Annotated in this window: 17 protein-coding genes; 6 read left to right on the forward strand and 11 right to left on the reverse strand. The window is 72.4% G+C overall.

Going from position 1 to position 14320, the window contains the following annotated elements; translation table 11 throughout:
• Positions 1-785 (reverse strand): maltotransferase domain-containing protein (locus tag ACWD3E_RS28235; RefSeq protein WP_451390379.1); only part of this gene is annotated, 785 nt, incomplete at its 3' end.
• Positions 786-892: 107 nt separating this feature from the next.
• Positions 893-1189 (reverse strand): DUF5133 domain-containing protein, encoded by a 297-nt coding sequence (locus tag ACWD3E_RS28240; protein WP_451353178.1) that lies wholly within the window; start codon positions 1187-1189, stop codon positions 893-895.
• 301 nt (positions 1190-1490) lie between these two features.
• Here ACWD3E_RS28240 and ACWD3E_RS28245 point away from each other — a divergent pair, with 301 nt between their 5' ends.
• Positions 1491-2003, forward strand: a complete 513-nt coding sequence (locus tag ACWD3E_RS28245; RefSeq protein WP_451390380.1) for a pep a2 — start codon at positions 1491-1493, stop codon at positions 2001-2003.
• Complete coding sequence (glgX, locus tag ACWD3E_RS28250; RefSeq protein WP_451390381.1) at positions 2000-4198, forward strand: glycogen debranching protein GlgX; 2199 nt, start codon at positions 2000-2002, stop codon at positions 4196-4198. The genes ACWD3E_RS28245 and glgX overlap by 4 nt, the downstream gene beginning before the upstream one ends.
• Before the next feature lie 20 nt (positions 4199-4218).
• On the opposite strand, the gene ACWD3E_RS28255 is transcribed toward glgX, so the two are convergent.
• Positions 4219-5028: a VOC family protein gene (locus tag ACWD3E_RS28255; protein WP_451390382.1), complete on the reverse strand. Its 810-nt coding sequence runs from the start codon at positions 5026-5028 to the stop codon at positions 4219-4221.
• 125 nt (positions 5029-5153) lie between these two features.
• Positions 5154-5945, reverse strand: a complete 792-nt coding sequence (locus ACWD3E_RS28260; RefSeq protein WP_451390383.1) for an RNA polymerase sigma factor SigF — start codon at positions 5943-5945, stop codon at positions 5154-5156.
• 304 nt (positions 5946-6249) lie between these two features.
• Between ACWD3E_RS28260 and ACWD3E_RS28265 the strand changes: the two genes are divergently transcribed.
• Positions 6250-6795, forward strand: a complete 546-nt coding sequence (locus ACWD3E_RS28265) for a hypothetical protein (RefSeq protein ID WP_451390384.1) — start codon at positions 6250-6252, stop codon at positions 6793-6795.
• A gap of 48 nt (positions 6796-6843) precedes the next feature.
• Here ACWD3E_RS28265 and hemC read toward each other — a convergent pair whose 3' ends face one another.
• The 5 genes from hemC to ACWD3E_RS28290 form a co-directional block, all read right to left on the reverse strand.
• Entirely contained in the window at positions 6844-7779 is a 936-nt protein-coding gene (gene hemC / locus ACWD3E_RS28270; RefSeq protein ID WP_451390385.1) for a hydroxymethylbilane synthase, read from the reverse strand.
• A 45-nt stretch (positions 7780-7824) separates the two neighbouring features.
• Complete coding sequence (locus ACWD3E_RS28275) at positions 7825-8292, reverse strand: N-acetyltransferase family protein (RefSeq protein WP_451390386.1); 468 nt, start codon at positions 8290-8292, stop codon at positions 7825-7827.
• Positions 8289-8807 carry a hypothetical protein gene (locus ACWD3E_RS28280; protein WP_451390387.1) on the reverse strand — a complete coding sequence of 173 codons (519 nt, stop codon included), beginning with the start codon at positions 8805-8807 and terminating at the stop codon, positions 8289-8291. The genes ACWD3E_RS28275 and ACWD3E_RS28280 overlap by 4 nt, the downstream gene beginning before the upstream one ends.
• 67 nt (positions 8808-8874) lie before the next feature.
• Positions 8875-9828, reverse strand: coding sequence for an ATP-dependent DNA ligase (locus ACWD3E_RS28285; protein ID WP_451390554.1), 954 nt, complete (start codon positions 9826-9828; stop codon positions 8875-8877).
• A gap of 133 nt (positions 9829-9961) precedes the next feature.
• Complete coding sequence (locus ACWD3E_RS28290; protein ID WP_451390555.1) at positions 9962-10774, reverse strand: EamA family transporter; 813 nt, start codon at positions 10772-10774, stop codon at positions 9962-9964.
• Positions 10775-10926: 152 nt separating this feature from the next.
• Here ACWD3E_RS28290 and ACWD3E_RS28295 point away from each other — a divergent pair, with 152 nt between their 5' ends.
• A complete protein-coding gene (locus ACWD3E_RS28295) occupies positions 10927-11784 on the forward strand; it encodes a LysR family transcriptional regulator (RefSeq protein WP_451390388.1) in 858 nt (285 codons plus the stop codon).
• Positions 11785-11802: 18 nt separating this feature from the next.
• Here ACWD3E_RS28295 and ACWD3E_RS28300 read toward each other — a convergent pair whose 3' ends face one another.
• Positions 11803-12570: an XRE family transcriptional regulator gene (locus ACWD3E_RS28300; RefSeq protein ID WP_451390389.1), complete on the reverse strand. Its 768-nt coding sequence runs from the start codon at positions 12568-12570 to the stop codon at positions 11803-11805.
• Positions 12571-12765: 195 nt separating this feature from the next.
• Positions 12766-13317, reverse strand: coding sequence for a hypothetical protein (locus tag ACWD3E_RS28305; RefSeq protein ID WP_451390390.1), 552 nt, complete (start codon positions 13315-13317; stop codon positions 12766-12768).
• Between the two features lie 226 nt (positions 13318-13543).
• On the opposite strand from ACWD3E_RS28305, the gene ACWD3E_RS28310 reads away from it, so the two are divergent.
• Both ACWD3E_RS28310 and ACWD3E_RS28315 read left to right on the forward strand, forming a co-directional pair.
• The gene (locus ACWD3E_RS28310) at positions 13544-13804 is read left to right on the forward strand and encodes a hypothetical protein (RefSeq protein WP_451390391.1); all 261 of its coding nucleotides are present in this window, start codon (positions 13544-13546) and stop codon (positions 13802-13804) included.
• On the forward strand, positions 13801-14268 hold the full coding sequence (locus tag ACWD3E_RS28315) for a peroxiredoxin (protein ID WP_451390392.1): 468 nt from the start codon (positions 13801-13803) through the stop codon (positions 14266-14268). The genes ACWD3E_RS28310 and ACWD3E_RS28315 overlap by 4 nt, the downstream gene beginning before the upstream one ends.
• Positions 14269-14320: the final 52 nt, after the last annotated feature.

Below are 14320 nucleotides of genomic sequence, written 5' to 3' on the forward strand. Positions count from 1 at the left end.
GCGGGGGTGAGGGTGTTGTTGCGGCCCTTGCGGAACGTCGTACCGATCGGATGGATCGGCGGCAGGTAGACGACGTCGAAGCCCATCTCCGCGATGTCCTCGAGGCGGCGGGCGGCGGTGCGGAACGTGCCGTGGGGCTGCTCGGCGGTGCCCTCTGAGCGCGGGAAGAACTCGTACCAGGAGCCGTACAGGGCGCGTTCGCGCTCGACCAGCAGCGGCATCGCGTCGGAGGCGGTGACCAACTCCCGCAAGGGGTAAAGGGCCAGGATCGCGTCCACCTCCGGCGCCAGCGCCGCCTTGAAGCGCTCGTGCACCGGTAGCGAGTCGTCGTCGAGGGCGCGCGCCGCGGTCAGGACCAGTTGCCGTTCCGGCCCCTTGGGCACGCCGGCCGCCGCACGCTCGTACAGCTCGGCACCCTCCTCCAGGACCAGCCCGGTGTCGATCCCGGCCGGCACCTTCACGGAGGCGGTGTGCCGCCAGGTGGCCAGCGGATGGCTCCAGGCCTCCACGCGGAAGGTCCAGCGGCCCGTGGCGTCCGGAGTGACGTCCGCGCCCCAGCGGTCGCTGCCGGGGGCGAGTTCGCGCATCGGTGTCCAGGGGCCACGACGGGCCCAGGGATCGCGCAGGACGACATTGGCACCGACGGCATCGTGCCCCTCGCGGAACACGGTGGCGGTGACCTGGAAGGTCTCCCCGGCCACCGCCTTCGCCGGGCGCCTGCCGCACTCAACGGCCGGCCGGACGTCACGTACCGGTACGCGGCCGATGGCCGGGGTCCTGCGCATGTGTTCACCTCCGCCGTGTGCGAAGCCGGGCACCCGGCCCGGCCTCGCGATCCGAGAAAACGGTTCGGCTTCCGCCGAACCGCCAAGACGCCATGTACGGTGCCAGGTCAGGGGCTTGACGCCGGGGAACGCCGCTCCGGCGGCCTCCTTCTGGCGGTCCGGGCCGGTTTGGACCGGCCGTCCTGCTCCTGCAGGTAGGTGACCAGGTTGGTGCGCAGATAGCGCTCGGCGGCGTCCGCGGCCTCCCGGGCGCAGCGCTTGCCCATGAGCACGCACAGTGTGTAGCCCGAGTCCTCGAAGGTGGCTCGGAGCGAGCGGTCGTGCGGCGAGGCGAGCATCATCCGCTCCCACGCCCGGTAACGCCGCAACTGCCGGGCCACTTCGGCCTTGGCGGGTAGCAGCATGGCCCTCTTCACCCTCCACGCTCTCGACTGGGCGCGTTCCCGACCCTCGGGTGGCGTCCGCGCACGGAGGGGCGCGGCACCGTTACGGCGATCGAGGCTTTCACTCATGGTGCACGCATGAGGACGCAGCGTCTTGTTGGAGCTTCAACCACGGTCGTGTCGCGGTGCTCGTGTTGCACGAATGGCGTAGTGGCCGCACTGTGGATGTGACTCAGAAGCGATCGACGCTCACGCTGTGTGTCTGGATCCCTTCCGGACGGGTGGGGGGAGCGGGAGCTTCGCGGGTGAGGAGCAAGCGACTATGAAGACCGCAGTGCCCTGCTACTACCACCTTGACGTGGAAGTCAGCACTGAACGGGTGGGACAGGTCAGCCGTATCCTGGCCGCCCATCTCCGCTACTGGGACCTCGACAACCTCGTGGCCCCCGTCTGCCGCGGCGCCGAACTGCTGCTGCGGGCGATCGACGAGCACGCGACCGACAAGCGCACGTCCATCGAGCTGTGGTGGAACGGCCAGCACCTCATCACCGCGTTCGGGGGCGACGATCCCGACCTGCGCCCGGACCAGGATCTGCGGGCCTGCCTGACGGACATCGCCGCCATGAGCGACGGCTGGGGCTGCTGCGCCCCGGAGACCGGCAGCAAGCTCATCTGGTTCTCGCAGCGGGCCCGCGCCGGTGAGCGCGTCCCGCTGGTGCCCCTCGCCCCGGCGCCGACCCTGACCCAGGGCCTCCAGGTGCCGCGCGAGGAACCGTTGGTCGTGCTGGCTGCCCCGGCCGCCGCCTTGGACGACGCCCTGGAGGGCAGCCGGTGACGGCCCGCAAGGCCAGGAAAGGGGTGCCCGTGTGGAGCGGGCACCCCTACCCGTTGGGCGCCGTGTTCGACGGACAGGGCACCAACTTCGCCCTGTTCAGCGAGGTCGCCGAGCGGGTCGAGCTGATCCTCGTCGACGACGCCGGCGCCCAGACCCCCGTGCCGCTGCACGAGGTCGACGGGTTCGTGTGGCACGCGTACCTCCCCGGCATCGGCCCCGGCCGGCGCTACGGCTACCGGGTGCACGGCCCCTGGGACCCGTCGCTCGGCAACCGGTGCAATCCGGCGAAGCTGCTGCTCGACCCGTACGCCCGGGCCGTGGAAGGCCAGATCGACAACCACGCCTCGCTCTACGAACGCGCGCCGCACGGCCGCTCCTCGGCCGACAGCGCCGGGCACTCCATGCTCGGCGTGGTCACCGACCCGTACTTCGACTGGGGCGACGACCGCCCGCCCCGGACCCAGTACGCGGACTCCGTGATCTACGAGGCCCATGTGCGGGGCATGACCCGTGCCCACCCGGACGTCCCGGAACAGCTGCGCGGCACCTACGCCGGCCTCGCGCACCCCGCGGTGACCGAGCACCTGACCTCGCTCGGCGTGACCGCGGTGGAGCTGATGCCGGTGCACCAGTTCGTGCAGGACGGTGTGCTCCAGGACCGGGGCCTCGCCAACTACTGGGGCTACAACACCATCGGCTTCTTCGCCCCGCACAACGCCTACGCCGCCTTCGGCAGCCGGGGCCAGCAGGTCAACGAGTTCAAGGCGATGGTGAAGGCGCTGCACGCGGCCGGCCTCGAAGTGATCCTCGACGTGGTCTACAACCACACCGCCGAGGGCAACGAGTTCGGCCCGACCCTGTCGTTCCGGGGCATCGACAACGCCTCCTACTACCGCCTGGTCGACGGCGACTGGGCGCACTACTACGACACCACGGGCACCGGGAACAGCCTGCTCATGCGGCACCCGTACGTGCTTCAGCTGATCATGGACTCGCTGCGGTACTGGGTCACCGAGATGCACGTCGACGGCTTCCGTTTCGACCTCGCGGCAACCCTGGCCCGGCAGTTCCACGAGGTGGACCGGCTGTCGGCGTTCTTCGACCTGATCCAGCAGGACCCGGTGATCAGCCGCGTCAAGCTCATCGCCGAACCCTGGGACGTGGGGGAGGGCGGCTACCAGGTGGGCAACTTCCCGCCGTTGTGGTCGGAGTGGAACGGCAGGTACCGGGACGCCGTACGGGACTTCTGGCGCGCGGAACCCGGCTCGCTCGGCGAGTTCGCCTCCCGTCTGACCGGCTCCTCCGACCTCTACCAGCACAGTCGGCGCAGGCCGCGCGCGAGCGTCAACTTCGTCACCGCGCACGACGGTTTCACGCTGCGCGACCTGGTGTCGTACAACGACAAGCACAACGAGGCGAACGGGGAAGGCAATCGGGACGGCGAAAGCGTCAACCGGTCCTGGAACTGCGGGGCGGAGGGCGACACCGACGACCCGGCCGTCCTCGAACTGCGCGCCCGCCAGCAGCGCAACCTGCTGGCCACGCTGCTGCTGTCGCAGGGCATCCCGATGCTCTGCCACGGCGACGAGATCGGCCGTACCCAGCGCGGCAACAACAACGCCTACTGCCAGGACAACGAAATCTCCTGGGTGAACTGGGAGCTTACCGAAGAGCAGCGGGCCCTCGCGGACTTCACCGGCCGGCTGATCGCCCTGCGCGCCGCGCACCCGGTGCTGCGCCGCCGACGCTTCTTCCAGGGCGAGACGGCGACCAACGCGCGGCAGCCGCTGCCCGACCTGGTGTGGCTGCGGCCCGACGCCCGTGAGATGACCGGCCGGGACTGGCAGCGCGACGACGCGCACTCGGTCGGCGTGTTCCTCAACGGCGACGCCATCGCCGAACGCGACCCCTACGGCCGCCGCCTCGTCGACGACTCGTTCCTGCTGCTCCTCAACGGCTACTGGGAACCGGTCGACTTCCGCCTGCCCGACGCCTCCTACGGCGAACGCTGGACGACCCTGACCGACACCGCCGACCCCGAGGGCATCCCCGACGAACGCGAACACAAGGCGGGCACGAGGCTTCGCGTGGAGGCCCGCAGCATGGTCCTGCTGTCCCGTCCGTCTCGTCCGTCCCGTCCGTCCCGTCCGTCCCGTCCGTCCCGTCCGTCGCGTTCATCACGGGCCGGGCGCTGAGCCGTACCGCGCGGGACGGGTCAGCGGGTGGGGTGTGAGGTCACTGTGAACTGGGCGCCGTCGGGGTCGCGCAGGATCGCCTCGGACTCGTCCTCGCGCAGCACGCTGCCGCCGTGCTTCTCCGCCGCGCGGGCGCAGTCCGCCACGCTCGCCACCGCGAAGTGGACCTGCCAGTGCGGTCGCACCTCGGGGTCCGGGACGGCCTCCGCCGCGCCCGAGTCGATGCGGGCCACCACGTCACCCCGGCTGCGCAGCACCACCTCGCCGCCCTCGTACTCGACCTCGCAGCAGCCCGGCTTGTTCGAGGCCCAGTCGAGGATCTCGCCGTAGAAGAGCGCGGAGTCGAAGGCGTTGCGGGTGTGCAGCCGGATGAAGGTCGGTGCCGCCCGCCGCCACGACTCCCAGTTGGAGATCAGTTCCCCCTGCCAGATCCCGAAGGTGGCGCCGTCCCGGTCGGCGAGCAGAGCGGCCCGGCCGGGCGGGAAGGACAGCGGCCCGACCGCCGCCGTACCGCCGCGCTCCCGGGCCCGGGCCACGGCCAGGTCGGCGTCCGGTACCGCGAAGTACGGCGTCCAGGCCACCGCCATCTGCCACATCGCGGCGATCGCGGCGATCCCGGCCACCGGCACCCCGTTCGCCAGCGCGATCCGGAAGTGCTCACCGAGCTTGGCGCCGCGCCAGCGCCAGCCCAGCACGGCCGTGTAGAAATCCTGGGTGCCCTCCAGGTCGCGGCTGGTGAGGCTCACCCAGCACGGCGCGCCGAAGACGGAGTGCGTCGAGAGGATCTCGCGCTTCCTGGGTGCACCGCTGGCAGGCGTGTCTTGGTTCATGGCAGTCGCGTCCTGGTCTCGGGGCCCGGCGGCCCGGCTCTCGTTCCAGTGTCCAACCGCAACGGGGTCGGGCGCAGGTCGAGTACCCGGGTGGCAGAGGGCCAGTCGAGTGACAGACGTGCGGCTCAGCGGGCCTCGGCGAGCAGTTCCTCGCGAATGCGGTCGAAGCAGCCGCTCAGCAGCCGGGACACGTGCATCTGCGAGATGCCGAGCTGCTCGGCGATCCGGCTCTGGGTCATCCCGCGGAAGAACCGCAGGTAGAGGATGGTGCGCTCGCGCTCGGGCAGCGCGGCCAGGCACGGTCCCACGGCGGCTCGGTCGACGACGAGGTCGTAGCCGGGGTCGGACCCGCCCAGCGAGTCACCGAGGGCGTAACCGTCCGTACCCGCGACCTCGGCGTCCAGCGACAGCGCCGTGAAGCACTCCAGCGCCTCCATCCCGGTGCGCACCTCGGCCTCGCTGAGCCGGGCGTGCGCGGCGATCTCGGCGACGGTGGGCGCCCGGCCCGGGGTGGTCTGTGCCAGCTCCTTCGCGGCGACGCGCACCCGGTTGCGCAGATCCTGCACCCGGCGCGGCACGTGCAGGGTCCACATGTGGTCACGGAAGTGGCGCTTGATCTCGCCGGTGATCGTAGGCACCGCGTACGCCTCGAACGCACGACCGCGCTCCGGATCGTAGTGGTCGACGGCCTTGACCAGGCCCAGCGCGGCCACCTGGTACAGGTCCTCCAGACACTCCCCGCGACCGCGGAACCGCACCGCTATCCGCTCCGCCATCGGTAGCCAGGACCGGACCACCTCGTCCCGCAGCGCCCGTCGCTCCGGACCGTCGGGCAGCGTCGCAAGCCGTTCGAAGGACTCGCCCGTGTCGGGGGCGTCGTCGTGCGGATGGGCTTTCGTGCTGTCAGTGACGCGCATGGTGCGAACCTCTCTCAGCAGGTGCTGAAGGTCCGAAGCACTCACCTCAGAATCCCACAGAGGGAGATAGCGGAACAAATTGGGAGATATGGGTGTGAATGGGACGGAGGTGCAGGCCGGCCTGAACGTGATGTGCGGCACGCGCCGGCGCTCCGCCGGAAGGGCCCCTGCGCGGGTTTTTCCTGGGCAGCGCTTGATCAGTGATCAAAGCGGGCGAATCAGCCGCCCGCAGCGCATTCTGCTCATTTGACAGTGCGCTGAGCCCACAGATAGACAGCACCTCTCGAAGGTCGAGAGGGGCATTGTGTACGAGCCGAACGTGGTCGGGGACTGGCATGAGTGTGACGAGCATGCCGGTCTGCGGGTCCGCGTCCACCGCCTGGAGGCGGCAGAACCGCCGCGCGGACGCGACGACGCCGCCGTCGGACTGACGTACTTCAGTGTCCGGGTGACCGTCGAAAACCGTGGTGCGCAGCACTACGGCATCCATCTGGAGGACGGCCAGGTCGACGTCCGGGTCGGCCCGGACGGGGAGGGCGCCTTCATCGACTGGCGCAACTCGCAGTTCATCGAGGGCTTCGACGTCTACCCGCTGCGCCGGGTCACCGCCGTGCTCTATGCGGCGGGCCCCGAGGCCGCCCTCACCCACGTGGACGTGCAGGTCCAGCTGCGCGTGAACGAGGAGTGGGCCGACCGGCGGCTGTGGGCGGGCGGCATCGGCGTGCTGGAGACGACCGCGGCGGCCACGCCGGCCGGCGCCGGGCCAGGCAGCCTGGCCCACCAGCTCGGCGCCTTCCTGAAGGACCAGACCGAGTTTCTGAGGGACCAGACCGGGCCGGACACCGCCTGACCCGGTCGTCGGCTCTCCATCACCCCGCCGGGTGCGGGACGCCGTCGATCAGTGCGGGATGCCGTCGATGATCTCCCGCGCCCCCTGCCTGAGCAGCGCCACCGCGACCGAGGTTCCGAGCGTGGCCGGGTCGAGCCGGCCCGCCCACTCGTGGGCGTTCAGCCGGGTCTTGCCGTCCGGGGTGAACACGCAGGCGCGCAGGGAGAGTTCACCGCTGCGGTCCATGCGAGCGTAACCGGCGATGGGGCTGTTGCAGTGGCCCTGCAGCACGTGCAGGAACATCCGCTCGGCCGTCGCCTCCCGGTGGGTGGCCGGATCGCCGAGCCCGCTGACCGCGTCGATCAGATCGGTGTCGTCCTGCCGGCACTGCAGGGCGAGGATGCCCGCGCCGATCGGCGGCATCATCGTCTCCGGGGACAGCACCTCGCTGATCACGTCACGGCGGTCGATCCGCTCCAGGCCGGACACCGCCAGCAGCAGCGCGTCCGCGTCGCCGGCGGCCAGCTTCTCCAGCCGGCGGTTGGCGTTGCCGCGGAACGGCACACATTCCAGATGCGGGTGGGTGGCCGCCAGTTGGGCCACCCGGCGCACCGAGGAGGTGCCGATCCGGCAGCCGGCCGGCAGCTCGTCGAGGGTGAGCCCGCCCGGGTGCACCAGCGCGTCGCGGATGTCGTCCCGCTTCAGGAACGCGGCGAACACCGTGCCCGCGGGCAGCGGCCGGTCGGCGGGCACGTCCTTCACGCAGTGCACCGCGAGATCCGCCTCGCCGGCCAGCAGCGCGGCGTCCACCTCCTTGGTGAACGCCCCCTTGCCCTCGACCTTGGACAGGTCGCCGAGCCACTTGTCGCCGGTGGTCTTCACCGGTACGACCGCGGTGCGCACACCCGGATGCAGTACGGCCAACTCGGCTCGGACACGCTCTACTTGGGCCAGCGCCATGGGCGAGTCGCGGGAGACGATACGGATCAGTTCGGGAACCGGCATGCGGACACGATAGACCTTCGGCCGACAGGGCGTGGGCGCGCCCTGTCATCGTGTCAGGCGCAGGCTGTAACGGACCTTGTCCTTCGCATGGGCGCCGAGACGGTCGTAGAAGCGCACCGCACCCTCGTTCCAGGCCGGGGTCTGCCACTGCACCTCGGTGAGCCCGAGCCGGTGGGCCTCGGCGACCACCGCGTCCACCAGCAGCGCACCGAGCCCGAGGCCGCGATGGCCGGGGGCCAGGAACAGGCAGTCCATGTGCAGGTACTCGCGGCCATCCCAGGTGGACAGCTGGGGCGAGCAGGTGGCGTAGCCGACGACCTCGCCGTCCGCGGTCTCGGCGACCAGGCAGCACAGCCGCGGGACCGGGGTGCCGAACAGCAGCTCGGCCAGCCGGCCGGCCAGGCCGGGAGCCGGTGGGTCGTCGCGTTCGTACTCGGCGTGCAGGGCGGCGAGTTCGACGACGCGAGGCAGGTCGGCGGGCTTGGCGTGCCGGACCAGGGGAGTGCCGCTCACCGGACCTCGCCCTCCACGGTGTCCGCTCCCCAGGCCGCGAGGCGCTCGGCGAGCGGGCCCGTCCCGTCGAGGACGTGCCGGGAGAAGGCCTCCCGCTCGTGCGCGAGCAGGGCCGCCTCCCAGACGCACGGTGCGAGGCCCGTCCGGCCCGGCCGCAGTTCCGCGGGTCTGCCGGCCGGGCCGGTGAACACGGCCAGATCGGACATATGGCCCTCGATCCACGTGTGCACCAGGACGTAGTCCCCGTCGCCGCCCGCGTGCACCAGGAGCACCGCGAGCCCGAGCGAGCCGCGCAGCCGGCCGAGCGCCAGATGCCCCTTGGCGAGTTCCAGCGCCGCCTTCATGGCGTCCGAGTCGACCGAGCGGCCCGGTGCCGCGAGGGCGTACACCTTCACCAGGTGCCCGGCGGCCTCCCGGACGCCCAGGGCCCGGGCGGTACGGGCATGATGCTCCCCGGCGAGTTCGAGCAGACCGGCGGCGTCCACCGCCGGGGGCAGTTCTCCGTGAAGATCCATCCCGCCATCATGCCGGTTGCGCGCCAAAGTCGGTCTGCGGAAGCCGAGTTGCAGTGGTCCCGCACGCTCACCCGAAGCCCTCCGGCAAGGCCGCCGCCGAGTCCTCCGGTGTGAGGTCCGGGCGCAGTCGCAGCCAGGACGGCTGGCGGAGCAGTCCGGCCCGGGTACGGGTGCTGTAGCTGACCTCGCCGACCAGCCGGGGCAGCACCCAGTGGGCGCCCGCGATCCTTGGCTCCGGGGCGAAGGGGCACCGGGGGCTCGCGGCGGCCCGCAGCAGCCCCGCCAGTTCCGTGCGCTCCGCCTCGCTCCAGCCGGTGCCCACTGCGCCGACGTAGCGCAACCGGTCACCCGCGCGCTGGCCGAGCAGGAGCGCCCCGGGCAGCCCGGTCAGCCGCCCCTTGCCCGGCAGCCAGCCTCCGACGACGACGTCCTCGGCACGCAGGTTTCGGATCTTGATCCAGGCGCGGGAACGGACCCCCGGCTCGTACACCGAGTCCAGCCGCTTGCACACGATGCCCTCCAGGCCGTGCTCCCGGGTGGCCCGCAGCGCCTCGGCGCCGTGGCCGACGACGGCTGCGGGGGTCGACCAGTGCGGCCCGGCGAGCCTCAGGTCCTCCAGCCGCTCCCGCCGTCGTACGTAGGGGAGCCGGAGCAGTGGCTCCGCCAGATACGGCACGTCGAACAGCACCAGATGCACCGGCACCTGGGCGGCCCGGCGGGCGGCCCTGGCGGGGGCGTGCGCGAGGCCCATCCGGCTCTGCAGCAACTGGAAGTCGGCCCGACCCAGCTCGTCCAGGGCCAGCACCTCGCCGTCCAGGATCGCCGGCGTGGCACCCATGACGCCGCCGAGCGGCCGCAGTTCGGGGTAGGCGCCGGTGATGTCCTCACCCGAGCGGGCCCGCAGCAGTACGCTGCCGTCGCCGGGCAGATAGGCCATCACCCGCTGGCCGTCCTGCTTGGTCTCGTAGGCCCACTTCTCGTCCTGGGCGGCGGGCGGCAGCGTCCCGGGCGTGGCGAGCATGGGCGGGACGAGCGGCAGGGGCGCGGCGGGCACGGCGGTCACGGGTGAAGATCTCGACCGTCGGTGGCCTCCGCACGCGCCTTTCCCCACCGGTTCCCCTGAACGGGCCCGACCGCGGCTGCCCTGCTGGTCGTCAGTCGCGCATCGTCGCGATGCTGACCGCGTTCGCCGCCACCACGGCCCCGATGCCCGCCCACTCCGCACCGCCCAGGCCCTGGCCGAGGACCACCCAGCCGACCACGGCGGCGAGCACCGGGTTGACGCTCATGAACAGCCCGAAGGTCTGTGCGGGAACGTGACGCAGTGTCAGCAGGTCCGCGAGATACGGCACCGCGGAGGAGAGGACACCGGCCGCGACGGCGCACAGGACGGCCCCCGCCGTGGGCGGGTGGCGCAGCGCGACGGCGCCTGCGGCCGGGAGGAAGGCGAGGGCGGACACCAGCGCTGCCGCCGCCGAGCCCTGCGCCCCGGGGATCCGGCGGCCGGCGAGCCGGTTGAGCAGGATGTACGACGCCCAGCAGCACGCCGCCACCAGGCCCAGCGCCATGCCCACGTAGTCGGCGGAGGGCCGCGGGCGCATCAGGACGACCACCCCGCCCGCCGCCAGCACCGCGCACCCCGCGTCGAGCCGTCGGCGCGCGGCGGTCAGCGCGACGGCGAGCGGGCCCAGGAACTCCAGGGTGACGGCGAGACCGAGGCCGATCCGGTCGACGGCGCTGTACAGGCTGAGGTTCATCGTGCCGAAGACCCCGGCCAGCAGCAGCACCGGCCACCACTGCCCCCAGGTGAAGTCGCGCAGCCGCGGCCTGCCCACGGCCAGCAGCGCGAGTGCCGCGACGTACTGCCGTACCGCCACCACACCGAGGGGCCCGAGGACGGGGAAGGCCAGCGCCCCGACGGCGGCACCGGTCTGGGTGCACAGCCCGCTGCCGGCCATGGTGGCCACCCCGGCCAGGCGCCGGGCGGTGGGCGCCGGGCCGCGCGTGCTCGGGGAAGCGGACGCCGGAGGGCGTTCGAGAGCTTGTCGCATGCCCGGATCGTGCGCCGCCCGGAACCTTGCGCAAAATGCATGCGTGGCTCGATCTATACGCTGAGCGTATGGACGACATCGATCTGCGGCAGCTGCGCTGCCTCGTGGCCATCGTCGACGAAGGCACCTTCACCGACGCGGCGATCGCTCTCGGAGTCTCCCAGGCCGCCGTCTCCCGCACCCTCGCCTCGCTCGAACGGGCCCTGGGAGTACGGCTGCTCAGACGCACCTCCCGCGAGGTGACGCCGACCGCGACCGGGCTCCGCGTGGTGGCGCAGGCCAGGCGGGTGCTCGCCGACGTGTCCGACCTGGTCCGGGAGGCGACCTCGGGACACACGCGGCTGCGGATCGGCTACGCCTGGTCGGCGCTCGGCCGCCACACGGTCGCCTTCCAACGCCGCTGGAGCGCGGCGCACGCGGACACCGACCTGCACCTGGTCCGTGTCAACTCGCCGTCGGCGGGTCTCGCGGAAGGGGCCTGCGACCTCTCCGTCGTCCGCCGTCCCCTGGCCGACCGGCGCTTCGGCACCGCCATCGTCGGCCTGGAACGGCGGCTGTGCGCGCTCGCCTCCGACGATCCGCTGGCCAGACGCCGTTCGGTGCGGCTCGCCGACCTCGCCGACCGCACCCTCCTCGTCGACCGGCGCACCGGCACCGCCACCCCCGAGCTGTGGCCGCCCGGCGCGCGGCCGGTCACCGAGGAGACCCATGACGTGGACGACTGGCTCACCGCCATCGCCGCCGGACGGGGCATCGGGGTGACGGCCGAGTCCACGGCGAACCAGTACCCGAGGCCCGGCATCGGCTACCGGCCGGTCCGGGACGCCGAACCCGTCGCCGTGCGCCTCGCCTGGTGGCGCGAGGATCCGCACCCGGCCCAGCAGGCCGTACTCGAACTGCTCACCGAGCTGTACCGGTCGCAATAGAGGAGCGGCTTGTTGGCTTCACCCCTGCGCGCCCGTCGATACGTCCAGCCCGGTGCACGCCAGTTCCCCGTCCACCTCGGCACACGCCTCCACGCCCCTCGGTGAGGGCACCGGGAGTATCGGGCTGGTGTTCTCGCCGGCGCCGTCCCCCGGATAGCTCGCCGAGAGCACGTCCTGGCCCGCCCGCACCGACACCTTCCGGGCCTGCCCGGAGCGCATCCGAACCTCCGACCAGGCGGTGCCGCAAGCCGGTGAATAGCGCAGGCGCACGACGTAGCCGGGGCCGGTGACCGTGCTCGTGGTCCGCGCGTCCCGGGCGCACACCGAGGCGTCGGGCAACTCGCCCTGGCAGGAGCGGCCATGGCAGCGGGGAACGGCGGGAAGCACCTGGGCGGTGGGGGAGTCGTCCCGGTCGGGCAGGGCCACGGCGGCGGCGACACCGAGCAGCGCGAGCGTCACCGACAGCGGCAGCCAGTGAGCCCGCCCCGGCCCCCTGCGGCCTTCGCGCCCGGGCGGGCTCGCGGTGGGCGGGGCCTCGGCCGCCTCCCACAGGGCCAGTACGGCGACGGGATCGGCGCCGGCCAGCCGGCTGAGGGCCTCCACGGCCGCCCGAGGTGGCCGCTTGCCGCCCGAGAGATAGCGGTGCCAGGCCGACTTGCTGTACGGGGTGCGCGCGGCCAGCGCCGCCAGGCTCAGTCCCGTACTGCCCTTCAACTCGCGCAGTCTCGCCGCCAGTAGCTGGTCCGGCGGCTCGTCCGGCGTGGTCGATGTGTGGGGATGCCGCATTGCGCGTCCCTCGACTCCCTTTCCGCTATGGGCGTTTTTAGCCCCTGATGCCGGAATGGCTTCCCGGGCGATCGGCGGCCGCAACGCCCGGCGAGGTATGAGGAAGGTGAGGCGTGCGCATGTCGAGGGCCTGTTCGGGAACGCGGGGTTTCCGAACAGGCCTCGGCGGTCAGCTCGTACGGCGGTGAGGGGCCGTCAGCAGCAGCGGAGGACGCGGTTGGTGCGGACGTAGTACGCGGAGACGTAGCCCTTGTGGTGGCGAAGCCGGTACCAGGTGTGGTTGCCGAACACCGAGGAGCCGTACGTCCTGCAGCTGAGGGCCAGCAGCTGGTGCGCGTGCCGGTGGCCGATCACCCGGTAGCCGGTGCCCGGGCCGGAGCGCACGTTCAGCGCGGCGCGGTGCGTGGCGACACGGCCGGTGGCGGGCAGGGTCAGGCGGTTGGCCATGCCCTGGACCGTGAACCGGTGGGTGCGGCGGAACTGGTGGCGGCGGTGGTGGACGCGGCGCGTGGCGTGCTTGCGGTGCGTGGTGTGCTTGCAGTGGTGGCCGGGCGTCGCCTTGTGGTGGCCGGGTGTCGCCTTGTGCCGGGCGGGGTGCGCCGCGCGGTGCGTGTGGTGTCCGGCCGTCGCGGTGGGGGCCGGGAGCGGGGTGGTGGTGCTCGCCGGGGCGGCCCCGGCCGCCGTCGGCAGGAGTGCGAGCACCACGACTGTGGCCAGCAGGCCGCTCTTGAGAGTCCGTCGGATCATGGAAACCTCCGGCTGTCGTTCTCGTGACCACGGGAAGTGATCACGACAGCCAGCGTTGCCGCGACGGGCCGTCGCGATGCCGTCCCCGCGTCCCGTGGGACGTCGGGGACGTCTCCCGGGACGGGCACGGCGACGGGTGCGGGCCCGCCGCGGGATCCGGACGGCAGGGTCACCCCCTCGGCTACCGTCCAGTAGGATCCGGCGGCAGGTCATCACAGGAGGATCCGTGCCCCGGTCCGAACGCTCGCCCCTACTGCTCGCAGGCCTGCCGGCCGCCGGGGTGGCCGTGCTCCGGACGCGTGTGGTGGCCGCGAAGGCGGCAGCGGCCTTCTTCGTCGGGGTGGTCCCGGCCAATGTGAAGATGGCCATCGACTGGCGGCACCGGCCCGCCCCGCAGCGGACGGCCGCCCTCGCGCGGCTGCCTCTTCAGGTCCCCCTGGTGCTGTGGGCCCGTGGTGTCGCCCGGAACGGGAAAGGACTGTCGTGACGAAAGCCATCGAGGTCGGCGACAAGATCGAGGACTTCGCGCTGCCCGACGAGACCGGCACCACGCGCCGGCTCAGCGAACTGCTGGCCGAAGGGCCGGTCGTCCTCTTCTTCTACCCCGCCGCCATGACGCCCGGCTGCACCGCCGAGGCCTGCCACTTCCGTGACCTCGCCGCCGAGTTCGCCGCCGTCGGCGCCCGGCCCGTCGGGATCAGCGGAGACAGCGTGGAGCGGCAGCAGGAGTTCGCCGGGCGGCACACCCTCGGCATGCCGCTGCTCTCCGACACCGACGGCGCGGTCCGTGAGCGGTTCGGCGTCAAGCGCGGCTTCTCCCTCGCGCCCACCAAGCGTGTCACCTTCGTCATCGCCCAGGACCACACCGTCCTGGACGTCGTCCGCAGCGAACTGCGCATGAACACCCACGCCGACCGGGCCCTGGACGCGCTGCGCGCCCACCGGGGCTGACCCGGCTCGGCCGGCGCCGCCCAGCGGGGCCCAAGTGGCCGTCCCGGCGCTT

It is taken from the genome of Streptomyces sp. NPDC002676, assembly GCF_053592455.1.

Bases quoted from the DNA above. Each gene is read 5' to 3' on its own strand.
- ACWD3E_RS28240 (WP_451353178.1), bottom strand. From the start codon at position 1,189: ATGCTGCTACCCGCCAAGGCCGAAGTGGCCCGGCAGTTGCGGCGTTAC.
- ACWD3E_RS28245 (WP_451390380.1), top strand. From the start codon at position 1,491: ATGAAGACCGCAGTGCCCTGCTACTACCACCTTGACGTGGAAGTCAGC.
- ACWD3E_RS28255 (WP_451390382.1), bottom strand. From the start codon at position 5,028: ATGAACCAAGACACGCCTGCCAGCGGTGCACCCAGGAAGCGCGAGATC.
- ACWD3E_RS28260 (WP_451390383.1), bottom strand. From the start codon at position 5,945: ATGCGCGTCACTGACAGCACGAAAGCCCATCCGCACGACGACGCCCCC.
- hemC (WP_451390385.1), bottom strand. From the start codon at position 7,779: ATGCCGGTTCCCGAACTGATCCGTATCGTCTCCCGCGACTCGCCCATG.
- ACWD3E_RS28280 (WP_451390387.1), bottom strand. From the start codon at position 8,807: ATGGATCTTCACGGAGAACTGCCCCCGGCGGTGGACGCCGCCGGTCTG.
- ACWD3E_RS28285 (WP_451390554.1), bottom strand. From the start codon at position 9,828: ATGCTCGCCACGCCCGGGACGCTGCCGCCCGCCGCCCAGGACGAGAAG.
- ACWD3E_RS28295 (WP_451390388.1), top strand. From the start codon at position 10,927: ATGGACGACATCGATCTGCGGCAGCTGCGCTGCCTCGTGGCCATCGTC.
- ACWD3E_RS28300 (WP_451390389.1), bottom strand. From the start codon at position 12,570: ATGCGGCATCCCCACACATCGACCACGCCGGACGAGCCGCCGGACCAG.
- ACWD3E_RS28305 (WP_451390390.1), bottom strand. From the start codon at position 13,317: ATGATCCGACGGACTCTCAAGAGCGGCCTGCTGGCCACAGTCGTGGTG.